This window comes from Paraburkholderia sp. Tr-20389 (assembly GCF_017104565.1).
GTDB lineage: Bacteria > Pseudomonadota > Gammaproteobacteria > Burkholderiales > Burkholderiaceae > Paraburkholderia.
Genome location: NZ_JAAGPD010000026.1, coordinates 1 through 23,908, shown reverse-complemented (window position 1 = coordinate 23,908; position 23,908 = coordinate 1). Strand labels below are relative to the sequence as shown.

At 63.2% G+C, this 23,908-nt stretch carries 27 protein-coding genes; 20 read left to right on the top strand and 7 right to left on the bottom strand.

Annotated features, from left to right (window positions below; translation table 11 throughout):
• Positions 1-4: 4 nt before the first annotated feature.
• The 3 genes from moeB to gpmA all read right to left on the bottom strand — a co-directional run bounded on the left by moeB (position 5) and on the right by gpmA (position 3,689).
• On the bottom strand, positions 5-763 hold the full coding sequence (moeB, locus tag G3N95_RS22620) for a molybdopterin-synthase adenylyltransferase MoeB (protein ID WP_205972300.1): 759 nt from the start codon (positions 761-763) through the stop codon (positions 5-7).
• Between the two features lie 141 nt (positions 764-904).
• A complete protein-coding gene (locus G3N95_RS22615; protein WP_205972299.1) occupies positions 905-2,497 on the bottom strand; it encodes a S41 family peptidase in 1,593 nt (530 codons plus the stop codon).
• Positions 2,498-2,942: 445 nt separating this feature from the next.
• Entirely contained in the window at positions 2,943-3,689 is a 747-nt protein-coding gene (gene gpmA, locus G3N95_RS22610; RefSeq protein ID WP_205972298.1) for a 2,3-diphosphoglycerate-dependent phosphoglycerate mutase, read from the bottom strand.
• Between the two features lie 152 nt (positions 3,690-3,841).
• On the opposite strand from gpmA, the gene G3N95_RS22605 reads away from it, so the two are divergent.
• The 5 genes from G3N95_RS22605 (at position 3,842) to G3N95_RS22585 (ending at position 6,916) form a co-directional block, all read left to right on the top strand.
• Positions 3,842-4,267 carry a rhodanese-like domain-containing protein gene (locus G3N95_RS22605; protein ID WP_205972297.1) on the top strand — a complete coding sequence of 142 codons (426 nt, stop codon included), beginning with the start codon at positions 3,842-3,844 and terminating at the stop codon, positions 4,265-4,267.
• Positions 4,264-4,527 carry a glutaredoxin 3 gene (gene grxC, locus G3N95_RS22600; protein WP_205972296.1) on the top strand — a complete coding sequence of 88 codons (264 nt, stop codon included), beginning with the start codon at positions 4,264-4,266 and terminating at the stop codon, positions 4,525-4,527. The genes G3N95_RS22605 and grxC overlap by 4 nt, the downstream gene beginning before the upstream one ends.
• 193 nt (positions 4,528-4,720) lie before the next feature.
• Positions 4,721-5,191, top strand: coding sequence for a protein-export chaperone SecB (secB, locus tag G3N95_RS22595; RefSeq protein ID WP_007577679.1), 471 nt, complete (start codon positions 4,721-4,723; stop codon positions 5,189-5,191).
• A gap of 21 nt (positions 5,192-5,212) precedes the next feature.
• Positions 5,213-6,211, top strand: a complete 999-nt coding sequence (locus G3N95_RS22590; protein ID WP_205972295.1) for an NAD(P)H-dependent glycerol-3-phosphate dehydrogenase — start codon at positions 5,213-5,215, stop codon at positions 6,209-6,211.
• A 153-nt stretch (positions 6,212-6,364) separates the two neighbouring features.
• Positions 6,365-6,916, top strand: coding sequence for an O-acetyl-ADP-ribose deacetylase (locus tag G3N95_RS22585; protein WP_205972294.1), 552 nt, complete (start codon positions 6,365-6,367; stop codon positions 6,914-6,916).
• On the opposite strand, the gene trmL is transcribed toward G3N95_RS22585, so the two are convergent.
• Together trmL and G3N95_RS22575 are read right to left on the bottom strand one after the other, a co-directional pair.
• Positions 6,889-7,359 carry a tRNA (uridine(34)/cytosine(34)/5-carboxymethylaminomethyluridine(34)-2'-O)-methyltransferase TrmL gene (trmL, locus tag G3N95_RS22580; protein ID WP_205972293.1) on the bottom strand — a complete coding sequence of 157 codons (471 nt, stop codon included), beginning with the start codon at positions 7,357-7,359 and terminating at the stop codon, positions 6,889-6,891. The two genes, G3N95_RS22585 and trmL, sit on opposite strands and share 28 nt — an antisense overlap.
• Positions 7,360-7,376: 17 nt before the next feature.
• Entirely contained in the window at positions 7,377-8,033 is a 657-nt protein-coding gene (locus G3N95_RS22575; protein WP_241018836.1) for a ComF family protein, read from the bottom strand.
• A gap of 233 nt (positions 8,034-8,266) precedes the next feature.
• Between G3N95_RS22575 and G3N95_RS22570 the strand changes: the two genes are divergently transcribed.
• The 8 genes from G3N95_RS22570 (at position 8,267) to G3N95_RS22540 (ending at position 15,567) form a co-directional block, all read left to right on the top strand.
• The gene (locus G3N95_RS22570) at positions 8,267-9,232 is read left to right on the top strand and encodes a methyltransferase domain-containing protein (protein WP_205972402.1); all 966 of its coding nucleotides are present in this window, start codon (positions 8,267-8,269) and stop codon (positions 9,230-9,232) included.
• Between the two features lie 270 nt (positions 9,233-9,502).
• Complete coding sequence (locus G3N95_RS22565; RefSeq protein ID WP_205972291.1) at positions 9,503-9,997, top strand: DUF2244 domain-containing protein; 495 nt, start codon at positions 9,503-9,505, stop codon at positions 9,995-9,997.
• A 56-nt stretch (positions 9,998-10,053) separates the two neighbouring features.
• Positions 10,054-11,727 carry a cytochrome c oxidase subunit II gene (gene coxB / locus G3N95_RS22560; RefSeq protein ID WP_205972290.1) on the top strand — a complete coding sequence of 558 codons (1,674 nt, stop codon included), beginning with the start codon at positions 10,054-10,056 and terminating at the stop codon, positions 11,725-11,727.
• A 45-nt stretch (positions 11,728-11,772) separates the two neighbouring features.
• Positions 11,773-13,386 carry a cytochrome c oxidase subunit I gene (gene ctaD / locus G3N95_RS22555; RefSeq protein ID WP_205972289.1) on the top strand — a complete coding sequence of 538 codons (1,614 nt, stop codon included), beginning with the start codon at positions 11,773-11,775 and terminating at the stop codon, positions 13,384-13,386.
• A gap of 102 nt (positions 13,387-13,488) precedes the next feature.
• A complete protein-coding gene (locus tag G3N95_RS40615) occupies positions 13,489-13,626 on the top strand; it encodes a cytochrome oxidase small assembly protein (RefSeq protein WP_012399698.1) in 138 nt (45 codons plus the stop codon).
• Between the two features lie 52 nt (positions 13,627-13,678).
• Positions 13,679-14,293 carry a cytochrome c oxidase assembly protein gene (locus G3N95_RS22550; RefSeq protein ID WP_205972288.1) on the top strand — a complete coding sequence of 205 codons (615 nt, stop codon included), beginning with the start codon at positions 13,679-13,681 and terminating at the stop codon, positions 14,291-14,293.
• A gap of 39 nt (positions 14,294-14,332) precedes the next feature.
• Positions 14,333-14,539 (top strand): DUF2970 domain-containing protein, encoded by a 207-nt coding sequence (locus tag G3N95_RS22545; RefSeq protein WP_205972287.1) that lies wholly within the window; start codon positions 14,333-14,335, stop codon positions 14,537-14,539.
• 170 nt (positions 14,540-14,709) lie between these two features.
• On the top strand, positions 14,710-15,567 hold the full coding sequence (locus tag G3N95_RS22540) for a cytochrome c oxidase subunit 3 (protein WP_205972286.1): 858 nt from the start codon (positions 14,710-14,712) through the stop codon (positions 15,565-15,567).
• Positions 15,568-15,795: 228 nt separating this feature from the next.
• Here G3N95_RS22540 and G3N95_RS22535 read toward each other — a convergent pair whose 3' ends face one another.
• Positions 15,796-16,005: a twin transmembrane helix small protein gene (locus G3N95_RS22535; RefSeq protein ID WP_012399702.1), complete on the bottom strand. Its 210-nt coding sequence runs from the start codon at positions 16,003-16,005 to the stop codon at positions 15,796-15,798.
• 87 nt (positions 16,006-16,092) lie between these two features.
• Here G3N95_RS22535 and G3N95_RS22530 point away from each other — a divergent pair, with 87 nt between their 5' ends.
• The 5 genes from G3N95_RS22530 to G3N95_RS22510 all read left to right on the top strand — a co-directional run bounded on the left by G3N95_RS22530 (position 16,093) and on the right by G3N95_RS22510 (position 20,287).
• A complete protein-coding gene (locus G3N95_RS22530; protein ID WP_205972285.1) occupies positions 16,093-16,860 on the top strand; it encodes an SURF1 family protein in 768 nt (255 codons plus the stop codon).
• Between the two features lie 61 nt (positions 16,861-16,921).
• On the top strand, positions 16,922-17,593 hold the full coding sequence (locus G3N95_RS22525; protein WP_205972284.1) for a cytochrome C oxidase subunit I: 672 nt from the start codon (positions 16,922-16,924) through the stop codon (positions 17,591-17,593).
• Between the two features lie 51 nt (positions 17,594-17,644).
• Complete coding sequence (locus tag G3N95_RS22520) at positions 17,645-18,754, top strand: COX15/CtaA family protein (RefSeq protein WP_205972283.1); 1,110 nt, start codon at positions 17,645-17,647, stop codon at positions 18,752-18,754.
• 5 nt (positions 18,755-18,759) lie between these two features.
• Positions 18,760-19,665: a heme o synthase gene (cyoE, locus tag G3N95_RS22515; RefSeq protein ID WP_205972282.1), complete on the top strand. Its 906-nt coding sequence runs from the start codon at positions 18,760-18,762 to the stop codon at positions 19,663-19,665.
• A gap of 4 nt (positions 19,666-19,669) precedes the next feature.
• Positions 19,670-20,287: an SCO family protein gene (locus G3N95_RS22510; protein WP_205972281.1), complete on the top strand. Its 618-nt coding sequence runs from the start codon at positions 19,670-19,672 to the stop codon at positions 20,285-20,287.
• Between the two features lie 79 nt (positions 20,288-20,366).
• Here the strand turns inward: G3N95_RS22510 and G3N95_RS22505 are convergent, their stop codons facing one another.
• Entirely contained in the window at positions 20,367-20,657 is a 291-nt protein-coding gene (locus G3N95_RS22505) for a YciI family protein (RefSeq protein ID WP_205972280.1), read from the bottom strand.
• Between the two features lie 230 nt (positions 20,658-20,887).
• Here G3N95_RS22505 and G3N95_RS22500 point away from each other — a divergent pair, with 230 nt between their 5' ends.
• Positions 20,888-22,675: a methyl-accepting chemotaxis protein gene (locus tag G3N95_RS22500; protein WP_205972401.1), complete on the top strand. Its 1,788-nt coding sequence runs from the start codon at positions 20,888-20,890 to the stop codon at positions 22,673-22,675.
• A 232-nt stretch (positions 22,676-22,907) separates the two neighbouring features.
• Entirely contained in the window at positions 22,908-23,720 is an 813-nt protein-coding gene (locus G3N95_RS22495) for a MetQ/NlpA family ABC transporter substrate-binding protein (RefSeq protein ID WP_205972279.1), read from the top strand.
• The last annotated feature ends 188 nt before the right edge of the window (positions 23,721-23,908 follow it).

Sequence of the window (23,908 nt, the reverse complement as noted above, 5' to 3'; positions counted from 1 at the left end):
TGACTTATGAACGATGCCGCTCGCCGCACACCGGGCAATCCGGCTGGCGCGCGATGCGCATCGTGTTCCACTCCATCCTCAGCGAATCGAGCATCATCAGGCGGCCCACCAGCGGCTCGCCGATGCCTGCGATCACGCGCAGCGCTTCCGCCGCCTGCATCGCACCGATGATGCCGACTGTCGGCGCGAATACGCCCATCGTCGAGCACGCCACTTCCTCGAACGGCTGATCTTCCGGAAACACGCACGCATAGCATGGCGAAGCGTCGTTGCGGAAGTCGAACGTGCTGATCTGGCCGTCGAAGCGCAGCGCCGCGCCTGACACGAGCGGCACGCCATGCTTCACGCACGCGCGGTTGATCGCGTGACGCGTCGCGAAGTTGTCCGTGCAGTCGAGCACGACGGTGACTTGCGGCACGGTGCGATCGAGCCATGCATCGTCGACACGTTCAGCCACCGCGTTCACGACGACATCCGGGTTCAGTTGCGCGATCGTGTCGCGTCCCGATTCGACCTTCAGCCGGCCGACCGACTTCGTCACATGCAGGATCTGCCGCTGCAGATTGGTGAGATCGACGGTATCGGCGTCGACCAGCGTCAGCCTGCCGACACCTGCCGCCGCCAGATACATCGCAGCCGGCGAGCCGAGGCCGCCCGCGCCGACGACGAGCGCATGCGCATCGAGAAAGCGTTGCTGAGCCTCGATGCCGAGTTCGTCGACGAGGATGTGACGGGAGTAACGCAGGAGTTGATCGTCGTTCATGGCGGGGCGCGGCGTGTGTCGTGAGTGTCGCGCTGAAGCGGGAAGCGGCGCGAGCTTGTGGTTATTTTAATCGCGCGAGGGAAAGTGTCTTCGCGGCGCTGTAGAGCGATGCGCGGCGAAGACACGGGTTACGTCAGAGACTTACTTGGCAGGCGTAGCCGGCTGCGACGCAGGCTGCGTAGCCGAAGCGGGCGCGGCCGGGCTCGATGCCGTCGGCGTTGCCGGCAGCGCGGGCTTCACGGCGACAGGCGCCGAAGCCGATTGCGCCGGCTTGCTTTGCGCGAGACGCCGTTCCATCAGCGACTTCGACTCGGCGACCGGCTTGCCTTCGAGCTTGTTCAGGCCTTGTTGCAGCATGAAGTCGTCGGCGGAACCGAACTCGACCGGCTTGCGGTCGCGGTCCTTCGCGCGCTGTTCCGGCGTCTTCTTGTCGTTCTGCTCTTCGAGCTGACGCAGCTGATCCATGCGCTCCTGTTCGCGCTGTTCCTGTTCCTTCTTCTCGTTCGGGTCTTGCGTGTTGGCAAGGTGATTCGAGTAGTCGACTTCGCGCGTGACGAGTGCGTCGTCGGGATCGCCGTCTGCGTATTGATCGACCGCGACGTCGGGGCGAATGCCCTTGTTCTGGATAGACCGGCCGCTCGGCGTGTAGTAGTACGCGGTGGTCAGACGGAGCGCGGAATCCGCCGTCATCGGACGAACCGTCTGCACCGAGCCCTTGCCGAACGTCGTCTTGCCGACGATCAGCGCACGGTGTTGATCCTGCAGCGCGCCCGCGACGATTTCCGATGCCGACGCCGAGTAGGCGTTGGTCAGCACGATCATCGGCACGGTCTTGAAGATGGCGGGCAGGCCCTTCAGCGGATCGCCGTCGAAGGAGGGCAGGCGATAGTTGTCGTAGGTGTCGCGATAGACCTGCTTCGAATCCGGAATCTGGCCGTTCGTCGACACGACGACGGAATCCGGCGGCAGGAACGCGCCCGCGACGCCGACGGCGCTTTGCAGCAGGCCGCCGCCGTTGTTGCGCAGGTCGAGGACCAGGCCCTTCAGGTTCGGCTGCTGGCGCGCGATGTCCTGCAGCTTGGCCGTGAGGTCGGGCACCGTGCGTTCCTGGAAGCTCGTGATACGGACATACGCGTAGCCCGGCGCGAGAATCTTCGACTTCACGCTCTGAACCTTGATGATCGCGCGCGTGACCGTGAGCGGGAACGTGCGGTCGTCGGTCTTGCGGAAGATGGTGAGCGTGACCTTCGTGCCCGGCTCGCCGCGCATCTGCTTGACGGCTTTGTCGAGCGTCATGCCGCGCACGGGCTTGTCGTTGATGCGGGTGATCAGGTCGCCCGGACGGATGCCGGCGCGGAACGCGGGCGTGTCTTCGATCGGCGAGATGACCTTGATGAGGCCGTCTTCCTGCGAGATTTCAATGCCGAGGCCCGCGAAGCGGCCCTTGGTCTGTTCCTGCAGTTCTTCGTAGTCGGTCTTGTCGAGATACGACGAGTGCGGGTCGAGGCTCGACACCATGCCCTTGATCGCGGCCGTCAGCAGCTTCTTGTCGTCGACCGGCTCGACATACTCATGTTTGATCTGCCCGAAGACTTCGGCGAAGAGCCGCAACTGGTCGAGCGGCAGGGGCGCGGACGCGGGTTGCTGGGCCGAGGCGCTCAGTTGCAAGGTGGCAAAAACGCCGGTAGCCAGGCCCGCGGCGATAAGGCCGATATTTTTCAGGTTCTTTCGCATAGAGTATGTTGCGGTCGGAAGCGCGTGGCAGCGTCAAAGGATAAAGGACGGACAAGTATAACGTGACGCCTGCACGGCCTGTACGTGTGGGTGATCGGGTTTCGACAGTGGTCGCGCGGCGAGGTTCTAAGGATCGCTGGCGTCTCGCACGACGAATGTGCGCTGGCGGACGCCCGCAGCGCCAAAAGTGCCGCTACAAAGGGCGTGAAACGAGTGAAATGCGGGCTGAGCCGCCGATACCGTTGCGTGTGCATCGGTATGGACTGCAGCGTTGCACGCATGGCGGGGACAGGTCGTGTCATCGCGCTACCCATGCACGATGGCGCGAACATGGCGCCTACATGGCAGCGACGTCAGGCAGATGCGCCGGACGCGTGAAGCGCACATGCCGCGACCCGCAGCAGCATCGCCGCGGGTCGCGGTCATGATTGGTGAGGCGCGCTGATCAGCCTGCCTTGCCCTGCTTCGCGACGGCCGCCTGCGCCTTCGCGATCGCTTCCTGGTCGCCGAGGTAGTAGTGCGTGATCGGCTTCAGATTCTCGTCCAGTTCATACACGAGCGGCACGCCGTTCGGGATGTTCAGGCCGACGATGTCGCTGTCGGAAATGTTGTCCAGATACTTGACCAGCGCGCGGATCGAATTGCCGTGCGCGGCGATCAGCACCTTGCGGCCCGACTTGATCGCGGGAGCGATCGATTCGTTCCAGATGGGCATCACGCGCGCGACGGTGTCCTTCAGGCATTCCGTCAGCGGCAGCTCTTCGCGCGGCACCTTCGCGTAGCGCGGGTCGTCGTACGACGTGCGCGGGTCGGTCGCTTCCAGCGCGGGCGGCGGCGTATCGTAGCTGCGGCGCCAGACCAGCACCTGTTCGTCGCCGAACTTCGCGGCCGTCTCGGCCTTGTTCAGCCCCGACAGCGCGCCGTAGTGGCGCTCGTTGAGACGCCACGAGTGCACCACGGGCAGATACATCAGATCCATCTTGTCCTGCACGTGCCACAGCGTGCGGATCGCGCGTTTGAGCACCGAGGTGTACGCGATGTCGAACGTGTAGCCCGAATCCTTGAGCAGCGTGCCTGCCTGCTGTGCTTCGAGGTTGCCCTGTTCGGTGAGATCGACGTCGACCCAGCCGGTGAAGCGGTTTTCCTTGTTCCACGTCGATTCGCCGTGGCGGATGAGAACGAGTTTGTACATGTCGTTGCCGGTCGGTAGTGAGGAAGCCGTAATCGGGGCGGCACCGCAGCCTTCGGCTGGCGGTCGCCATCGCGTCAGACGGTTATTTTATAATGGTCGGATTGCCCTTTCCGATTTATCCCGTTTCTTTCCTTTTTTCCGGCGGATCTTCCGTGAAGTTTTTCACCGATTACACCAACCTTGTACTGATCGCGATTGCCCTCATCTCCGGGGCGTTGCTCCTGTGGCCGACGATTTCCCGGCGCGGACGCGGCGGTCTGTCCGCGGCTGCCGCCACGCAGCTGATCAACCGGCGTAACGCTGTCGTCGTCGACCTGCGTCCCGCGGCGGAATACGCCGCCGGGCACCTGCCTTCTGCCCGTCAGGTCGAGTTTGGCGAGTTGCAAGCGAAAGTCGGCCAACTCGTGAAAAATAAGAGCAACCCGGTGCTGCTCGTTTGCCAGAACGGCCAGCAGTCGAACAAGGCGGCACGTATTGTGCGCGACGCAGGCTATGCGGAAGTGCACGTGCTGGAAGGCGGCGTCAACGCCTGGCAGCAGGCGGGCATGCCCGTCGTCAAACAAGGAGTTGCGAAGTGAACAGAGTGATCATGTACAGCACGCAGGTGTGCCCGTATTGCCAGATGGCCGAACGTCTACTAAAGTCGCGCGGCGTCGAGCACATCGAAAAGGTGCTGATCGACAAGGATCCGGCGCGCCGTCAGGAAATGATGACGCGCACGGGCCGTCGCACGGTGCCGCAGGTGTACATCGGCGAGACGCACGTCGGCGGCTATGACGATCTGTCCGCGCTCGATCGCGCGGGCGGTCTGGCGCCGCTGCTCGAAGCCGTCGCCTGACGTCGGAGCGAAGCATCGCTTGCGCGCCGCGTCGATCCGTCGTCGCAGCGCGCGGCAGCCAAAAAATGAAGGCCGGGCAACGCGCTTGCGTCGTTCGCACCGGCAGGCTGGAAGCCGTCCTTCGGGCGGCCCGCAACACCACGAGATCTGGCGGCACCCGTCCGCCGCAACGAAATTTAGGGAGTAGAGAACCATGTCCGACGAGAACAACCAGCCGTTCTTCAACATCCAGCGCATCTACCTGAAGGACATGTCGCTCGAACAGCCGAATTCGCCGGCTATTTTCCTCGAGCAGGAAATGCCGTCGGTCGAAGTCGAGGTCGACGTGAAGGCAGAGCGCCTCGCGGACACCGTGTTCGAAATTCTCGTCACGGGCACCGTGACGGCCAAGGTCAGCGACAAGGTCGCGTTCCTGATCGAAGCCAAGCAGGCTGGCATTTTCGACATCCGCAACATTCCCGCTGAGCAGATCGATCCGCTCGTCGGCATTGCGTGCCCGACCATCCTGTTCCCGTATCTGCGTTCGAACATCGCCGACGCGATCACGCGCGCAGGCTTCCCGCCCATCCACCTCGCGGAAATCAACTTCCAGGCGCTGTACGAGCAACGTCTCGCGCAGATCGCCACGCAGGAAACGGGCGCGGGCAGCGCAGCCCACCACTGACGCGTGCAGGCGGTGCCGGGTATGAAGGTCGCCGTTCTCGGCGCCGGTGCATGGGGCACCGCACTCGCCGGCCATCTGGCCGCGCGGCACGACACGGTGCTCTGGGCGCGCGATGCCGCGCTCATCGCCGAACTCTCCACATCGCACGAAAACGCCCGCTATCTGGCGGGCGTTGCGTTGCCGTCCACGCTTCGTTTCGAAGCGGATCTCGAACTCGCACTGGATCACGCGCTCGACGACGCTGCGCTGTGCGTCGTCGCGACGCCCGTCGCGGGTTTGCGCGCGATGCTGCGCACGATGCGCGACATGGGCAAGGTGCCGGCGCATATCGTGTGGCTGTGCAAGGGCTTCGAAGCAGATTCGCAACTGATGCCGCATCAGGTCGTCGCGCAGGAGCTGAGCGGCCACGGCAGCAACGGTCCGTTGTCGGGACCGAGCTTCGCGCGCGAAGTGGGGCAGGGGCTGCCCGTGGCGCTGACGGTGGCGAGCGCGTCCGCGGCGTGCCGCGAGCGCACGGTGGCGGCGTTCCATCACGGCGCGATGCGCATCTATAGCGGCGACGACGTCGTCGGCGTGGAAGTGGGCGGCGCGGTGAAGAACGTGCTGGCCATCGCCACGGGTATCGCCGACGGTCTCGGCCTTGGTCTGAATGCGCGTGCGGCACTGATCACGCGCGGTCTCGCGGAAATGTCGCGTCTCGGCGCGGCGCTCGGTGGGCGGGCGGAAACGTTCACGGGGCTCACGGGTCTAGGCGATCTGATCCTGACCGCGACGGGCGACCTGTCGCGCAACCGCACGGTCGGCATGCAGCTCGCGAGCGGCCGTTCGCTCGACGATATTCTCAATGCCCTCGGGCATGTCGCAGAGGGTGTGCGCTGTGCGCGCAGCGTGCTGTCGATCGCGCAATCGCATGCCATCGAAATGCCGATCACCCAAGCCGTTTGCGACGTGCTGTTCAACGGCGTCGCACCGCGCGATGCCGTCAGCGCGTTGCTGCGTCGTGACGCGAAGGCCGAGTGACGGCTGTTCTACGAGCGGGCCTCACGGCCCGCTGCTCATCTCAGCAAATTCCTTGAAAGTCTTTTACGAAGCCGGTAAGGGCTAACGCCGAACGGCGATCGTCTTTCGTTGTCCACCTCCTATCGTTGCCGCATCGATTCTGGAGGTTTTCCCATGCTCACCATTGGCCATTGCACGCTCGAGGCGCGCGTCGTCGACATCACGACGCTCGATGTCGACGTGGTCGTCAACGCGGCGAACACGTCATTGCTGGGCGGCGGTGGCGTAGATGGCGCGCTTCATCGCGCGGCCGGCGCCGATCTGTTGCGCGAGTGCGAAACGCTGGGCGGCTGTGTGACCGGCGACGCGAAGATCACAGGCGGACATCGCCTGAAGGCGCGGCATGTGATTCATGCCGTCGGTCCCGTGTGGCATGGCGGCGGGCGGGGCGAGGCGGAGCTGCTGGCTTCGTGCTATCGACGCTCGCTCGAACTCGCGCGCGATGCCAACGCGAAGAGCATTGCGTTTCCGGCGATCAGTTGCGGGGTCTATCGCTTCCCTGCCGACGACGCGGTCCGTATCGCCGTGCAAACCGCGATCGACATGCTGCCTCACGTGCCTTGCGTCGAGCGCGTGATCTTCGCGTGCTTCGACGAAGCCATGCATGCGCGCTACAAGGCAGACCTCGCGCGGCGCGTTCAGGCGCCGCCTTCGAAGCCTGCCTGACGCCACGCCTCGAATACGACCACGGCGACCGTGTTCGACAGGTTCAGGCTGCGATTGCCGGGACGCATCGGCAGACGCACGCGCTGTTCGTTCGGAAAGCGCTCCAGCACGGCGTCGGGCAGGCCGCGCGTTTCCGCGCCGAACACGAACCAGTCGCCGGGCAGGAATGCGTGCGAATGGAACGGACTGGAGCCGCGCGTCGTGAACGCGAACATACGCGCCAGGTTGGGCGCTTCGCTTTCGATCAGCGCGTCCCAGTTGCGATGCACGTGCATTTGCGCGTACTCGTGATAGTCGAGGCCGGCGCGGCGCATCTTGGTGTCGTCGAGCGGGAAGCCGAGCGGTTCGATCAGATGGAGCCGCGCGCCCGTGTTCGCGCACAGGCGGATCACGTTGCCGGTGTTCGGCGGAATTTCGGGTTCGACGAGAACGACGTTGAACATAAGCGGTAAGTGGAGAACTAGTTTTTCGGCGTGCGCAGCGCGACGAGATTCGTCACGCGACGCGCACCGGCTGCCTTCAGCGTGCGGGCCAGCGCATCGAGTGTCGCGCCCGTCGTCATCACATCGTCGACGACGGCGACGTGCAAGCCCTGCACCGGCTTCGCGACGACGAACGCGCGGCCGACGTTCTGCCGGCGTGCATCGAGATCGAGCTTCGATTGCGGCGCGGTGTCGACTACGCGTCGCACGAGCGCTGCATCGCTGCGAACGCCAAGCGCTTTCGCGCAGGGCCGCGCGATCTCCCATGCCTGGTTGTAGCCGCGCTCGACGAGCCGCCGCGCCGACAAGGGCACGGGCGCGACGACATCGGGGCGGTCGCGTTCGTCGAGCGCATCGAGCGCGGACCACGCCAGCCGCCGCGCGAACTCGTTCGCAAGCGCGAGACGCGCGCGGAACTTGAGCCCGACGGCCAGCGCGTCCAGCGGCGCGCGATAGTCGGCGAGCGCCACAGTCGCATCGAACGCGGGCGGCGTGGCCAGGCAGTCGCCACATCGGTAATGCATCAGGCTTGCACGGCGAAAGCCGCTCAACGGCACCGCGCAGACCGTGCAGCGCAGCCGCGCTTCGTTCCACCACGCTTCGTCGCAAAAGCTACACAAGGTCTGATGCGACATATTGCCGCACAAGGCGCACGGGTTCGGCAACACGATGCGCGCGAGCGCCGGCAAAGCCGGCACGGAGCGCTGCGCGACCCCGACAACGCGATCGCGCAGCGGTCGCCCGGAACGGATGGCGTTAAGCCAACGAAAAGCCCAATTCGACATACCGACACGCCTCCGAAGGCCGCTGACGCTGAAGGGACGGAATCGAGCGAGTATACTTCGCACTCTTCGTCCGTACGACTCGAATAACCGTGTCTCCCACCGAAACTGGCCGTCCGGCCTATGATTCGCGCCGTCTCCGGAAGATTTTCGACCGCCGCGCCGCCTCTTTCGACGACGTCGCATTCCTGCCACGCGAGATCGCGCAGCGCATGCGCGAGCGGCTCGACTACATCAAGGTCAATCCGGCGCAGGTGCTGGACGCAGGGTGTGGCGCGGGCGACGACCTTCCTTCGTTGCGCGAGCGCTTTCCGGAAGCGCCCGTGTTCGGCACCGATCTGTCCCGCGCGATGCTGGCGCGCGCCGTCAGCCACGATGCCGCCGACACCAGTTGGCGCCGTTTTCTCCCCGCCTCGCTCGGCAAGGCGCTGGGCTCGCGCGGTCCGAGGTTCGCTCAGGCCGACTTCTCCGCGCTGCCGTTCGCATCGGGTGCATTCGAATTCATCTGGTCGAATCTCGCGCTGCACTGGCACTCGCGGCCCGATCTTGTGTTCCCGGAATGGCAGCGTGTACTCAAGGTCAATGGCCTGCTGATGTTCAGCACGCTCGGGCCTGACACGCTGAAAGAACTGCGCGGCGCGTATGCAGAGATCGAAGCGGCGCACGGCGTCAATACGCACAAACATGTAATCGACTTCGTAGACATGCACGATCTGGGCGATATGCTTGTCGAAAGTGGCTTCGAAATTCCCGTGATGGACCAGGAGACCTTGACCATCACGTACAAGTCACCGGAGTCGCTTCTCGCCGATGTCCGTCGTTGGGGGGCCTATCCGTTCCGGCGCGAGGCGCTGCCGGGTGTGGCATCCAGACGCATGCACAAGGCGCTGCTGGCTGCGCTCGAGGCGCGCCGGCGCGACGACGGCACGATTCCGCTCACCTTCGAGGTGATCTACGGGCACGCGTGGAAAGCCGTGCCGCGCATGACGCCGGAAGGGCATGGAATCGTGCGGATCGAGGACATAGGGCGAGGGCGGCAGGGCAATCGTTGAGGCGGTAAAGAGGGCATCCGTTATGTCCGAAATTAGCGGCTCAAAAACTGCGTCAAAACGGCGCAGAGGCTTATGTGGCTTGGGTTGGCGGCCGATAGAGCGTTGCTTGTCGCTGCCATAGATCGGCCCTATAATGCGTCAGTTTGTCGCTCAAAGTTCCCACAATTGGAGCGGCAGTCCGAGGCGTAAGCGGTTCGGGTAGCGGTAGTTGCGCCGGGGCGTGAATGGCATTGGCGGTATGCGGTGACTGGCGGTTCGCGGGAGGCAGCGATGAATGCAACCGATCTGCTGGCTGAGTCGGAACCCGTCCTCAAGGACTGGCTGATGAAGCGCAACTGTTCGGTTTCGCCGCGGCAATTCGTGTTCTTCTATGTCTCGCTCGCGGCATTCTCGCTCTTCATTGCATTCCTGCTGGTCCTGTACGGTGCGTGGCTGGTGTTGCCGTTCACGGGTATCGAGTTGCTCGCTGTCGGTGTCGCATTTGCAATCTATGCACGCCATGCTGTCGATTACGAGCGCATCCGGCTGTTTCCCAACCGGCTCGTAATCGAACAGGTCAGCGCCGAGCATCTCACGCAGTTCGAATTCAATCCGCGCTGGGTGCGGGTCGAACCAGGAGCGACGCCGCGCGACCGGATCAGGCTGGTTTCGCGTGGCGAGTCGGTCACGGTCGGGCAGCACCTTGCGCAATATCGGCGCGCGCAATTCGCCGACGAACTGCGGCTGTGGATCAGGCAGTGCCAGGCGCAAAAAGTTGCGTATTGAATTGCGCGCCGTTCCAGAAGACGAGAGGCAGCCTTCCAGCGGGGTCGAGGGTTTGAATGGAAATTTTGGGTAAGGAAGCTATGAAAACAATCAAGCGAGCCCTCACGGGTGTGCTGGCGTGTAGCGGACTGCTGTTCGCCGGTGCCGCCCTTGCAGTCGGCGACAGTCCAGGCGGCCCCCGCGTCAACGAGATCAATCTCCAGCCGCCGGTGACGAGGATTGCCGAAGAGCTCTACAGCCTCCACACGTTCATGCTGATTCTCTGCACGGTGATCTTCATCGGCGTGTTCGGCGTGATGTTCTATTCGATCTTCGCGCACCGCAAGTCGAAGGGCTACAAGGCGGCGAATTTCCACGAAAGCACCACCGTCGAAATCATCTGGACGATCGTCCCGTTCATCATCGTCGTGCTGATGGCGCTGCCCGCCACCAAGACGGTCGTCGCGATGAAGGACACCACCAACGCCGACCTGACCGTCAAGGTCACCGGCTATCAGTGGAAGTGGGCCTACGACTACGTGAAGGGTCCGGGCGAAGGCATCAACTTCTTCTCGACGCTGACCACGCCGCGCGCCGAAGTCGACGGCCGTCAGCCGATCACGGACACGTACCTGCAGGAGGTCGACAACCCGCTCGTCGTGCCCGTCAACAAGAAGATCCGCATCATCACCACTGCCAATGACGTCGTGCACTCGTGGTACGTGCCCGCGTTCGGCGTGAAGCAGGACGCGATTCCCGGCTTCGTGCGCGACACGTGGTTCAGGGCGGAGAAGGTCGGCACCTATCGCGGGTTCTGTACCGAGTTGTGCGGCAAGGAACACGCGTTCATGCCCGTCGTCGTGACCGTGTTGTCGGATGACGACTACGCGAAGTGGGTCGACGACCAGAAGAAGAAAATGGCCGCCGGTCAGGACGACCCCAACAAGAACTACACACTCGCTGAGCTGATGGAGCGCGGCGGCAAGGTGTACTCGGCGAACTGCGCCGTCTGCCACCAGCCGACCGGCAAGGGTGCGGGCGCATTCCCGGCGCTCGACGGCAGCAAGGTCGCGAACGGCCCGCTCGCCGAGCACGTGAGCATCGTGCTGAAGGGCAAGAATGCGATGCCGTCGTGGGCGCCGACGCTGAATGACGTCGAGATCGCTTCCGTCATCACGTTCGAACGCAATTCGTGGGGCAACCACACGGGCGACATCCTGCAGCCGAAGCAGGTCGCCGACGCGCGCAATGGCCGTATGCCGGCGGGCGGCGATCACCTCGCGGGCGCAGCGGCGGCTGCCGCATCGGACGCAGCCGCGGCAAGCGGTGCGGAAGGTGCGAGCGGCGCGGCTGCGGCAAGCGGCGAAGCGGGCGCATCGGCCCCTGCGGCAGCTTCGGGTGCATCGGACGGCGCGGGCGCTTCGGCGCCGCAGGCGTCGCTGCCCGCCAGCGTCTACTTCGAGACCAACAAGAGCTCGCTGCCCGCCGACGCGAAAGCGGCCATCGACGCCGCCGCCGCGTACGCGAAGGCGCATCCTGACGCGAAGTTCACGCTGTCGGGCTTCACCGACGCAACGGGTTCCGCCGACAAGAACGCGAAGCTCGCCAAGGCGCGTGCCGAAGCCGTGCGCGACGCGCTCAAGGCGGCAGGCATTGCCGAAGACCATATTATTCTGAAGAAGCCGGAGACGATCACGGGCGGTGCGGACGCTAAGGAAGCACGCCGTGTAGAGATCAGCCCAGCGGCCTGACGTGCCACAGTCAGAGAAAAGCAGGATTCGATTTAGGAGATTGTCATGTCTAGCATCGGACACGATGTAGCCGCAGGGCACGAGCACGTGCACGGCGACCACGCCCACGAGACGCCGCACGGCTGGCGCCGCTGGCTGTACGCGACGAACCACAAGGACATCGGTACGCTGTATCTGCTGTTCTCGTTCATCATGTTCCTGTCCGGGGGCGTGATGGCGCTGGGCATCCGCGCCGAGCTGTTCGAGCCGGGTCTGCAGATCATGCGTCCGGAGTTCTTCAATCAGCTGACCACCATGCACGGCCTCATCATGGTGTTCGGCGCGATCATGCCGGCCTTCGTCGGCTTCGCGAACTGGATGATTCCGCTGCAGATCGGCGCATCGGACATGGCCTTCGCGCGGATGAACAACTTCAGCTTCTGGCTGCTGCCCGTCGCTGCCGTGCTGCTGGTCGGCTCGTTCTTCGTGCCGGGCGGCGCGACGGCCGCCGGCTGGACGCTGTACGCGCCGTTGTCCACGCAGATGGGCCCGGGGATGGACTTCGCGATCTTCGCGGTGCACATCATGGGCGCGTCGTCGATCATGGGCGGCATCAACATCGTCGTGACGATCCTGAACATGCGCGCTCCCGGCCTCACGCTGATGAAGATGCCGATGTTCGTGTGGACGTGGCTGATCACCGCCTACCTCCTGATCGCCGTGATGCCGGTGCTGGCAGGCGCGATCACGATGGTGCTGTTCGACCGTCACTTCGGCACGTCGTTCTTCAGCGCGGCAGGCGGCGGCGACCCGGTGATGTACCAGCACATCTTCTGGTTTTTCGGCCACCCCGAGGTGTACATCATGATCTTGCCGGCGTTCGGGATCGTGTCGCAGGTGATCCCGGCGTTCGCGCGCAAGCCGCTGTTCGGCTATAGCTCGATGGTGTACGCAACGGCGTCGATCGCGATCCTGTCGTTCATGGTCTGGGCGCACCACATGTTCGCGACGGGCATGCCCGTCACGGGCCAGCTGTTCTTCATGTACGCGACGATGCTGATCGCCGTGCCGACGGGCGTGAAGGTGTTCAACTGGGTCGCGACGATGTGGCGCGGTTCGCTCACGTTCGAAACGCCGATGCTGTTCGCAGTGGGCTTCCTGTTCGTGTTCACGTTCGGTGGTCTGACGGGCCTGATGCTCGCGATGGCGCCGCTCGACATCCAGTATCACGGCACTTACTTCGTGGTCGCGCACTTCCACTACGTGCTGGTGGCGGGTTCGCTGTTCGGCCTCTTCTCGGGCTGGTACTACTGGTCGCCGAAGTGGACGGGCTGGATGTACAACGAGACGCGCGGCAAGATCCACTTCTGGTCGTCGCTGATCTTCTTCAACCTCGCGTTCCTGCCGATGCACTTCGTCGGTCTCGCAGGCATGCCGCGCCGTTATGCCGACTACCCGGCGCAATTCGCCGACTGGAACCAGGTCATCACCATCGGCGCATTCGGCTTCGGTCTCGCGCAGGTGTACTTCCTGTTCGCGGTCGCGTTGCCGGCTTATCGCGGCGGCGGCGAGCTCGAAAAGGCGAGCGACAAGCCGTGGGACGGCGCAACGGGCCTCGAGTGGACCGTGCCGAGCCCGGCTCCGTTCCACACGTTCGAGAATCCGCCGACGGTCGAATAAGCCGCAAGCAGTCTTCGATGCTTCCACTCCGGCATCGCAACGCCGGAGTGGAAGAGCGGGACGCCAACACAGTGCAGCAGTACCGCATCAAGAAAGTCGAGCATGAGCCGGAATCCACAAAAAAGACGTACGCCTGAAGAAATTCGCGCAGGAAATCTGCGACTCGGTCTGATTCTGCTTGCCGTCGTCGCCGTCTTTTTTCTGGGTGCCGTCGTCAAACAGGTCTGGTTTGCTTCCTGATCTGCCGTGACGAGTTCGTGGCGCCGTGCATGTGATCTGTTGAGGAAGTTCGATGTCGACGCAACCGCCCAACGGGGCCGATCGTTCTTTTAACCGACCGATGCTGTTCAAGCTCGTCGTCGTCGCGTTGTTGATGTTCGGCTTCGGTTTTGCGCTGGTGCCGATGTATCGCGCGATCTGCGAGGTCACGGGCATCAACAACCTCGTGCAGCGTGACGCAACGGCGCGCGAGGCGAAGAACACGCAGGTCGACATGAGCCGCACGATTTCGATCGAGTTCGACGCGAATGCGCGCGGCCCGCTCGGTTTCAAGCCGGAGCAGAACAGTATCGACGTTCACCCCGGCGAAGTGACGACAGTGATGTACGACGTGAGCAACCAGCAGGCGCGCACGATCCAGGCTCAGGCCATTCCGAGCTACGCGCCGAAGCAGGCTACCGAATACTTCAAGAAGATCGAGTGTTTTTGCTTTACGCAGCAGACGTTGAAGGCGAACGAGTCGAAGCGGATGCCCGTGGTGTTCGTCGTCGATCCGAAGCTGCCGAAAGACGTAAAGACGATCACGCTGTCGTACACGTTCTTCGAACTGAACGCGCCTGCGCCCACGACGCGCGGCGCGGATGGACAGACGGCGGACGGTGCAGCGAAGGCGTCGAATCCGGCCTGACGCGTACCCAACGACGCTTGCCCAACGAAGGCGAGGAACATGAACGATAGTGGCCGCGGCAGGAAGAGCAGTTTCGGGCAGTCGATGAAAGCGGTGATGTGGTCGTTTTTCGGTGTGCGCAAACGGCGCGATCTGGAAGCAGATGCCACGCAGCTGAATCCGCTGCACGTGATCGTCGCGGCGCTGATCGGTGCGGCGATTTTCATCGGCGTGCTGATCCTGATCGTGCGCGTGGTGGTCGGTTAGGAGGCCGTGGCGCGGTACGCAGTCTTCGCGGAACGAATGGATGGAGCAGCAGGGTGGCGCACTGCAGCGCAACGCAGCGCGCCGCAGGAGAGAGAGCCGGAGCACAGCGCAGTCGGCTGTGGATTCAACCGGACCAAGCGGAACAACTGGACTGAAGTGGAGAAACAACAATGAGCGGTCAAAACGAGAGCCCGTACTATTTCATACCGCATCCGTCGCGGCATCCGATCAGCGCAGCCGTCGGCCTGCTGGTCATGCTCGGATCGTTTGCGGCGTGGGTGAACGGCGAGCCGTGGGCACCCATCACGGCGCTGATCGGTCTGCTGTGGCTGCTCTTCACGCTGTACCACTGGTTCGGCGATGCGATCTCCGAGTCGGAAGGCGGCATGTACGGCAAGCGCGTCGACGCGTCGTTCCGCTGGAGCATGAGCTGGTTCATCTTCTCCGAAGTGATGTTCTTCGGCGCGTTCTTCGGCGCGTTGTTCTATGCGCGCCAGATCGCGATGCATCAGCTCGGCAGTCTCGACTACAAGCTGATCTGGCCGGATTTCACGGCGGTATGGCCGAATCTCGGACCGGCCGACCTCGTGTCCCACTTCAAGTCGATGACGCCGTGGCCCGTGCCGACCATCAATACCGCGCTGCTGCTGTCGTCGGGCGCGACCTTGACGGTTTCGCACCACGCGCTGCGCGACAATCACCGCACGAAGGCAATCGCATGGCTCGCGGCCACCCTGGTGCTGGGCGTGTCGTTCCTGTTCCTGCAAGGCTTCGAGTATTTCCACGCGTACAACGAACTGAACCTGACGCTTGCATCGGGCGTGTACGGCTCGACGTTCTTCCTGCTGACGGGCTTTCACGGTTTTCACGTGTTCCTCGGCGGCACGATGCTCGCCGTCGTGCTGGTGCGCCTGATTCGCGGTCACTTCACGGCCGATCACCACTTCGCATTCGAAGGCGCGGCGTGGTACTGGCACTTTGTCGACGTCGTGTGGCTGGGTCTGTACGTCGTCGTGTACTGGCTGTAAGCGTTGTTTGAAAGCTGCAAAGCGGCCGTGCACCATGCGTCATTTCGACGCGGCGCGGCCTTGAAAGCTGATCCGAAGAAGACGTAGACAACGCCGCCCTCGACCCCGTCAGGGCGGCGTTGTGCTTGATGGGACAGGAATTTCGCGGATCGGGTAACGGTGTGTTGCGCGATCGGCGTGGAGATTCGGTGGCATACTTCGCCGTCATTTCGAGACGGCGTAAACGCGTCAGCGACCGTACGGAATGCCCGTCGAGTGAATCCAGCCCATCCAGTGCGCGAACAGGATGAACAGGAACAGCGATATCGACAGACCGACGCGCGTCGCGAGCGACCAGACCATGCGCTTCGTCTTGCCGCGGTCGTGCATCATGAAGTACAGCGCGGACACCATGCTGGCAATGATCAGAGCGAACGCGATGGGAACGAGAATGTGCATGGAATCAACTGAGATTCAGGAACGCGAAAGTAACGATTTCATTATCGCACCGCGCGCAATGGTTCGCGTCTCGACCGAAATCCCACGATGAAGATTCGACTCATCCCTACGCTGCTGATTCTGATCGTGGTTGCGGTGACGCTGCGGCTCGGTTTCTGGCAGCGCGACCGTGCGTATCAGAAGGAAGCCTTGCAGGCGCACATCACGCAGTTCGAAAACGCGCCCGCGCAGAACATCGGCGCCACGCCCATCGCGTTGAAGGACATCGAGTTTCATCGCGTGCGTGCAGTCGGACGGTTTATGCCGCAGCAAGTGGTGTACCTCGATAATCGCCCGTATAACGACCAGCCGGGCTTTTACGTCGTGATGCCCTTTAAACTGCGCGACGGCGGTTATGTGCTCGTCAATCGCGGCTGGCTGCCGCGCAACATGAACGAGCGCACGACGATCGCGCCGTACGATACGCCGACGGGCGAGATCGAGATCGAAGGCATCGCACGCGCCGATGCCACGCGTGCATATGAACTCGGGCAGGGTGGATCGGCCGCGCATCAAACGATCCGACAGAATCTCGATGTCGCGTCGTACGCGGCGGAGACGGGCCTGCCGTTGCAGCCGTTCGTGATCCAGCAGACGGGCGACACCGGCGACAAGCTCGTGCGCGACTGGCCTGCGCCCGCGACGGGTGTCGAACGCAACTACGGATATATGTTCCAGTGGTGGGGCATGGCCGCCGCAGCGGTCGTGTTCGGTCTGTATGCGGCGCGACGCGGCGCGAAGAACGCGAAACTGGCGGACAGCAAGCGTCCCGATAGCACCGACGCGGCCAACGACGGACAGGCGCCCCACGCTTGACGCCAGGTTCGGGCGCAGTTCAAAGGCGTAATCGAAGCGCCATCAAGGAAGAGGATCAGGAGTGTCGACGCACAATCCCCGTTCGCAGCAAACGCGACAGCAACCCACGCAAGATGGACAACGCGTGGTTCCGGGCCGGCCGAGCGGAAAAGGCTCATGGCAGCGCGGCCGTTGGACCTTGCTGCTGATCGCGCTGGTCTGCGCGGCGCCCGTACTCGGCTCGTACTTCACGTACTACGTGATCAAGCCGAAAGGCGGCACGACGAGCTACGGCGCGCTGATCAACCCGCAGCGGCCGATTCCCGAGTCTCTTGTCGTGACGGGCGAAGACGGCAAGCCGATGAAGCTCGCATCGCTGCGCGGCCGCTGGCTGATGATCTCCGTCGATAGCAGCGCGTGCGACAAGCCTTGCGTGACGAAGCTGTACTTCATGCGCCAGGTGCGTGCGACGCAAGCGGGCGAGCGCGAGCGCATCGTGAACGTATTTCTGCGCACTGACGCGGGCAAGGTGCCCGACGTCGTCGACAACGCCTACAAGGACACCGAGATGCTGATCGCCGATCCGAAGGAGGTGTCCGCCTGGCTGCCCGCCGACGACGGCACGCAGATCACTGACCACATCTATATGGTCGACCCGAGCGGCAACCTGATGATGCGGTTCCCGAAAGACGCGAATCCGACCAAGATCAAGGGCGATGTTACAAAACTGCTGAAAAACTCGGGTATCGGCTAAAGTGCCCCGGGCACGTCAAAACGCGCTTAGAGGCGACAGAAGGAAAGATAGATGTTCGTATTGCAACTGGGGCTGATCGGGCTGTGCATTGCGCTGCTGCCGCTGTCGTACGTGTGGGTGAAAGCCGACGACAACAAGTTCCGCAAGCTGGTCTGGGTCACGACGTTCCTGACGCTCGATCTGGTCATGTTCGGCGGCTTCACGCGCCTGACCGACTCGGGCCTTGGTTGTCCGGACTGGCCCGGCTGCTACGGCACATCGTCGCCGTTCATTGCGCACGCGGCGATCAGCGCGGCCTATCAGGCGATGCCGTCGGGCCCCGTCAGCATGACCAAGGCGTGGATCGAGATGATTCACCGTTACTTCGCGATGGCGATCGGCGTGCTGATCGTCGCGCAGACGATCATCGCATGGGTCGCGCGCATCAAGCGCCGCCCGCTGCACGTGTCGCCGTGGTGGCCGACGTCGCTGCTGCTGTTGATCCTCGTGCAGGGCGCATTCGGTGCGTGGACCGTCACGATGAAGCTGCAACCCGTGATCGTCACGACTCACCTGTTGCTCGGGCTTGCGCTGCTCGGCACGCTAGGCTGGCTCGCCGCACGTCAGACGCCTGTGCCCGCGTACGAGCCCGAAGCATCGCGCTGGCGCGCCGCCGCGCTGTTCGGTCTCGGGCTGCTGATCGTGCAGATCGCGCTCGGCGGCTGGGTCAGTACGAACTACGCGGTGCTCGCCTGCACTGACTTCCCGACCTGCAACGGCCAATGGATTCCGCCGATGGACTTCGGCCACGGCTTCCATCTGTGGCGCGCGCTCGGCATGACGGGCGACGGCGATGTGATCACCCAGGACGCGCTCGTCGCGATCCACTGGACACATCGCACGTTTGCCTTCGTCGTGGTTGCGTATCTGCTGTGGTTCGCACTGAAGATGCGCCGCTTCGAGTCGCTGCGGCGGCCCGCGAACGGCGTGCTGCTCGTGATCGTCATCCAGTTCATCACGGGCCTGTCGAACATCGTTTTGCAATGGCCTTTGCCCATTGCCGTCGCCCATAACGGCGGGGCCGCGATCCTGCTGCTTCTGCTCGTTATGTTAAACTTTCGAATCGCTTATAGCCGTCCCGGCCGCGCCGTCGTTCCTGCGCGCGACGCCGCGCCAGCGTGACCCTCATGGACAGCACAACTCTCCCTCATTCGCCCGGTAGCCGGATTTCTCAATACATTGCGCTGACGAAGCCGCGTGTGACGCAGCTCGCCGTATTCTGCGCGGTGATCGGCATGTTCCTGGCCACGCCCGGCATGGTGCCGTGGACGGTGCTGATCGGCGGCGCCGTCGGCATCTGGCTGCTGGCGGGTGCCGCGTTCGCGATCAACTGCCTCGTCGAACAGAAAGTCGATGCGAAAATGCGCCGCACCGCGTGGCGTCCGTCGGCACGCGGTGAAATCACCACGTCGCAGATCCTGATGTTTTCGGCCGTGCTCGGCGGCCTCGGCATGTGGACGCTCTACACGTTCACCAATGCGCTGACGATGTGGCTCACCATCGCCACCTTCGTCGGCTACGCGATCGTCTACACGCTGCTGCTCAAGCCTTATACGCCGCAGAACATCGTGATCGGCGGCGCATCGGGCGCGATGCCGCCGGCGCTCGGTTGGGCGGCCGTGACGGGCGCCGTGCCCGGCGACGCGTGGATTCTCGTTCTGATCATCTTCGTGTGGACGCCGCCGCATTTCTGGGCGCTCGCGCTGTATCGTCGCAAAGACTACGAAAACGCCGGCCTGCCGATGCTGCCCATCACGCACGGCGAGGCGTACACCCGTCTTCATATTCTTCTGTACACGATCATCCTGTTTGCCGTCACGATGATGCCGTTCATCTCCGGCATGAGCGGAATCGTGTATCTGGCATCGGCGGTTCTGTTGGGCGCCGTGTTCCTCGCGTATGCGTGGAAGATTTATCGGGAATATTCTGACGACCTCGCGCGTAAAACCTTCCGTTATTCGATCGTTTATCTGTCGCTGCTGTTTGCGGCGCTGTTGATCGACCACTATGCGCGTGCCTTGATCGGCGCGTAACACCATGCTCACTGAACGGTTCGCGCGCGCGGCGCGCGTTGCTCTGGTCGCGTGCGCGCTCGGCGGCGCTGCGCTGATGTCGGGATGCGGGAAAGAACAGCCCGCGTTCACGAACGTCGATATCACGGGAAACAAGCAGTTCGGCACCGACTTCTCGCTGCCCGACTCGAGCGGCAAGACGCGCACGCTCGCGGACTACAAGGGCAAGGTCGTCGTGCTGTTCTTCGGCTATACGCATTGTCCCGACGTGTGTCCGACAACCATGGCCGAGCTTTCGCAGGCACTCCAGCAACTGGGCCCCGAAGACGCGAAGCGTGTGCAGGTGCTGTTCGTCACGGTTGACCCCGAGCGCGATACCCCCGAGCTGATGGCGCAGTACGTGCCTGCTTTCAATCCGACGTTCGTCGGCCTGCGCCCCGCCGATCAGGAGCAGCTGACCAAGGTGACCAAGGACTTCCGCGTGTACTACGCGAAGGTGCCGGGCAAGACGCCGGACAGCTACACGATGGATCACACGGCCGCCAGCTATGTGTTCGATACCGACGGCAAGCTGCGCCTGTTCGCGCGCGATGGCCAGGGCGCGTCGCCGTGGGTGCACGATCTCAAGCTGTTGCTCGGTTGATCGAACGGCACGAAAGCCGCGCATCGAAATTGAAAAAGGCTGCCCGCAACGTGCAGCCTTTTTCTGTTAAAGCCTCGCCTCATTCCGGCACTTTGAGGTTCATTCCAGGCGCCATCCGCGTCGCCTTGAATTCCGTCACGTCATAGCGCGCGAGCTTCTGCTGCGCAAACGGATCGCTCGCCAGAATTTCATCGAGTCGCGATCGTTCGATACCCGCCGCGATGATCACGCCGCCGTCGCGCGGCACTTTCGGCCCTGCAATGATGAACACGCCGGCGTCGAACTGACGCACGAGGAACGCGCGGTGTGCTTCCAGCGCGTCGTCCACGCGATCCAGCGATGCCGTATAGGTGAGGGAAACGACGTACATAAGAAACCTCGCAATAGAGATAAGCCAGCCGATGCCTGAATCCGGCGCGTTTCGTCATTATCGGTTCAGATCGCCGCGATGCGTCCCTTACAGCTAACCTCAAGTCGGTGCACCGTCCTGCCGTTATCCAGAAAGAGCAATCGTTTGCGCTGGTCTCATGTTCAAGGCGGGCGCGGCGGATATGCCGAGGAAGTGACTAGACCACGAGAGACCGATACAACATGAGTAGGATGAGTCTGAACCGCAAGCTGTGGTTATCGCTGGTGCTCGTATGGCTGGGTTTGCTGGGTGTCGGATTGTGGAGCGCGGTAGAAACCCGCTCGACGATGCTCGACGAACGCAAGGCGGGCATGGTGAATCTCGTCGACGCCGCACAGGGCGTGGTGAACGGCTACTACGCGCTCGCGCAGTCCGGCAAGATGAGCGAGGCCGATGCGCAGCGCGAAGCGCTCGCGCGCCTCGCGACGATGCGCTATGGCGAATCCGGCTATCTGTTCGTGATGGATTCGAAGCCCGTCGTGCTGATGCATCCGACCTTGCCGCAGATGAACGGCAAAGCGGTGGGCGACTTCAAGGATCCGGACGGCAAGCTGCTGTATGTGTCGATCGTCGATGCGGCGAAGGCGACGGGCAAAGGCTTCGCGGAATATCGCGGACGTCTGCCGCACAGCGAAGAAGCCGTGCCGAAGATCAGCTACGCGGTGCGTTTCGCGCCGTGGGACTGGAACATCGTGAGCGGCGTGTTCGTGCGCGATATCGACACCGCTTACTACGCGAACCTGATCGAGCATTTCGTCGTCGTGCTGGTGATCGGCGCGGGGATTTCGTTCGCGATGCTGCTGATCATCCGCAACGTGCGTGGCAGCCTCGGCGGCGAACCGCAGGACGCGGCGAAGCTCGCGGCGCGCATCGCAACGGGCGACCTTACGCAGATCGTGCCCGTGCGCGCCAACGATTCGACCAGCATGATGGCTGCGATGAACGAGATGCAAAGCCGCCTGCAGCGTGCGATCAGCGAGATTCGCGGGTCGGCGGAATCGATCGCATCGGCGACGCATCAGATTGCCGCGGGTAACGGCGATCTGTCGCAGCGCACCGAGCAGCAGGCTGCGTCGCTTCAGGAAACGGCGGCGAGCATGGAAGAGCTGACCGCGACCGTCAAGCAGAACGCCGACAACGCACGTCAGGCGAGCGGCCTCGCGAACAACGCATCGGAGATCGCGACGAAGGGCAACGAAGTTGTGAGCCGCGTGATCAGCACGATGACGGAGATCAACGACAGCTCGCGTCAGATCTCGGACATCATCGGCGTGATCGAGGGCATTGCGTTCCAGACGAACATCCTCGCGCTGAACGCGGCCGTCGAAGCGGCGCGTGCGGGCGAGCAGGGCCGTGGTTTCGCGGTCGTCGCAGGCGAAGTGCGCAGCCTCGCGCAACGTTCGGCGACGGCGGCGAAAGAGATCAAGCAATTGATCGGCGATTCCGTCGAACGCGTGAACAACGGCTACACGCTCGTCGAACAGGCGGGCACGACGATGAGCGAGATCATGCAGGCGGTGCGCCGCGTGACGGACATCATGGGCGAAATCGCGGCGGCTTCGGAAGAGCAGAGCAGCGGCATTTCGCAAGTGGGCCGAGCGGTGACGCAGATGGACGAGGTCACGCAGCAGAACGCGGCACTCGTCGAACAGGCTGCGGCCGCTGCCGCGTCGCTGCAGGATCAGGCGACCCGCCTGCGTCAGACGATCGGTACGTTTCGCGTGAATGGCTCGGATGCAGTCGTGACGCCGGTTGCGGCTCGGTCGGTTGCGAAGGCTATTTCAAAGCCCATGCCTAAGCCCGCGCCGAAATCGGCTGTCGAGCCTGCAACAGTTCAAACGAACCCTGCGCAGCACGATTCCGCGCCGCGAACCACGGCCCGCGACGAGCACGCGACACCGCCCGCCGCGCGCAAGCCTGTGGCCGCGCCGCGTCCCGCAGCGCCGAAGTCATCCGACGACGACTGGACGACGTTCTGAACAACTGATCAACGGATCATCCAGGGCCGCGCCGATGCGCGGCCCTTTTCATTTCAGGCGAAGTCAGCGTTGACGCGCCAATCTGCCGCATGGGCCGCATACCCATATGCGAACCCTGTATTTCACATCGACGCGAGCCTGTGAGACCATCTGACGCTCGGCGGGCCGCAGGGAATGTCCATGCGCCCACCGTCGAACACGAATCCGAACAAGGCAGTCAAGAGAGAATCACATGCAGCGCAGAACACTCATCAAGGTTTTTTCGGCAGCGCTCGCTTCGGCGGCACTCGTCACGAGCTTCGGCGCACACGCCGAGGACAAGGTCATCAAGGTCGGCACGATCAGCGGTCCCGATGCGCAAATCTGGTCGGTTGTGCAGAAGGTCGCGAAGCGCGAAGGCCTCAACGTGAAAGTCATCGAGTTCAACGACTACGTGCAACCGAACGCCGCACTCGACGCCGGCGATCTCGACGCGAACAGCTTCCAGCATCAGCCGTATCTCGACAGCCAGGTCAAGCAGCGCGGCTATAAGATCGTCAATGCCGGCCTGACGTACATCTCGCCGCTCGGCATCTATTCGAAGAAGCTGAAGTCGCTGAAGGATCTGTCGCAAGGCGCGAAGGTCGCGGTGCCGAACGATCCGTCGAATGAAAACCGCGCGCTGCTGCTGTTGCAGGCGCAAGGCGTGATCAAGCTGAAGGCGGGCGCGGGTACGAACGGCAGCAACGCGACGCCGCTCGACGTCGCCGACAATCCGAAGAAGGTGAAGCTTGTCGAACTCGACGCAGCGCAACTGCCGCGTTCGCTGTCCGACGTCGACGCCGCGGCGATCAACACGAACTACGCGTTGGCCGCCGGCATGCAGCCGACCAAAGACTCGATCGCGCTGGAAGACGTGCACAGCCCGTACGCGAACCTGATCGCCGTGCGCGCGAAGGACAAGGACCAGCCGTGGGTGAAGAAGCTGGTCGCGGCGTATCAGTCGGAAGACGTGCGTCAGTTCATCAAGACGGAGTTCAAGGGTTCCGTCGTGCCGTCGTTCTGAGCGGCACTGTCAAACTGCAGAATATGAAAAGCGCCACGGGAAACCGTGGCGCTTTTTTTTCTGGGTGCGCCCGGCAGGGCGCACTTACCTGGAGGTGAAAGTCCTCTACCCACCCGGCAAGGGGAAGGGTTAGCTGAACGGCAAGGGTGTCGCGGGCGACCGCGAATCTGGAGGAAGCCGAAGGCAAA

Coding starts and splice junctions, on each gene's coding strand:
- moeB (WP_205972300.1), bottom strand. CDS start 763: ATGAACGACGATCAACTCCTGCGTTACTCCCGTCACATCCTCGTCGAC.
- G3N95_RS22615 (WP_205972299.1), bottom strand. CDS start 2,497: ATGCGAAAGAACCTGAAAAATATCGGCCTTATCGCCGCGGGCCTGGCT.
- gpmA (WP_205972298.1), bottom strand. CDS start 3,689: ATGTACAAACTCGTTCTCATCCGCCACGGCGAATCGACGTGGAACAAG.
- secB (WP_007577679.1), top strand. CDS start 4,721: ATGTCCGACGAGAACAACCAGCCGTTCTTCAACATCCAGCGCATCTAC.
- G3N95_RS22590 (WP_205972295.1), top strand. CDS start 5,213: ATGAAGGTCGCCGTTCTCGGCGCCGGTGCATGGGGCACCGCACTCGCC.
- G3N95_RS22585 (WP_205972294.1), top strand. CDS start 6,365: ATGCTCACCATTGGCCATTGCACGCTCGAGGCGCGCGTCGTCGACATC.
- trmL (WP_205972293.1), bottom strand. CDS start 7,359: ATGTTCAACGTCGTTCTCGTCGAACCCGAAATTCCGCCGAACACCGGC.
- G3N95_RS22575 (WP_241018836.1), bottom strand. CDS start 8,033: ATGTCGCATCAGACCTTGTGTAGCTTTTGCGACGAAGCGTGGTGGAAC.
- G3N95_RS22565 (WP_205972291.1), top strand. CDS start 9,503: ATGAATGCAACCGATCTGCTGGCTGAGTCGGAACCCGTCCTCAAGGAC.
- coxB (WP_205972290.1), top strand. CDS start 10,054: ATGGAAATTTTGGGTAAGGAAGCTATGAAAACAATCAAGCGAGCCCTC.
- ctaD (WP_205972289.1), top strand. CDS start 11,773: ATGTCTAGCATCGGACACGATGTAGCCGCAGGGCACGAGCACGTGCAC.
- G3N95_RS40615 (WP_012399698.1), top strand. CDS start 13,489: ATGAGCCGGAATCCACAAAAAAGACGTACGCCTGAAGAAATTCGCGCA.
- G3N95_RS22550 (WP_205972288.1), top strand. CDS start 13,679: ATGTCGACGCAACCGCCCAACGGGGCCGATCGTTCTTTTAACCGACCG.
- G3N95_RS22545 (WP_205972287.1), top strand. CDS start 14,333: ATGAACGATAGTGGCCGCGGCAGGAAGAGCAGTTTCGGGCAGTCGATG.
- G3N95_RS22540 (WP_205972286.1), top strand. CDS start 14,710: ATGAGCGGTCAAAACGAGAGCCCGTACTATTTCATACCGCATCCGTCG.
- G3N95_RS22535 (WP_012399702.1), bottom strand. CDS start 16,005: ATGCACATTCTCGTTCCCATCGCGTTCGCTCTGATCATTGCCAGCATG.
- G3N95_RS22530 (WP_205972285.1), top strand. CDS start 16,093: ATGAAGATTCGACTCATCCCTACGCTGCTGATTCTGATCGTGGTTGCG.
- G3N95_RS22520 (WP_205972283.1), top strand. CDS start 17,645: ATGTTCGTATTGCAACTGGGGCTGATCGGGCTGTGCATTGCGCTGCTG.
- cyoE (WP_205972282.1), top strand. CDS start 18,760: ATGGACAGCACAACTCTCCCTCATTCGCCCGGTAGCCGGATTTCTCAA.
- G3N95_RS22510 (WP_205972281.1), top strand. CDS start 19,670: ATGCTCACTGAACGGTTCGCGCGCGCGGCGCGCGTTGCTCTGGTCGCG.
- G3N95_RS22505 (WP_205972280.1), bottom strand. CDS start 20,657: ATGTACGTCGTTTCCCTCACCTATACGGCATCGCTGGATCGCGTGGAC.
- G3N95_RS22500 (WP_205972401.1), top strand. CDS start 20,888: ATGAGTCTGAACCGCAAGCTGTGGTTATCGCTGGTGCTCGTATGGCTG.
- G3N95_RS22495 (WP_205972279.1), top strand. CDS start 22,908: ATGCAGCGCAGAACACTCATCAAGGTTTTTTCGGCAGCGCTCGCTTCG.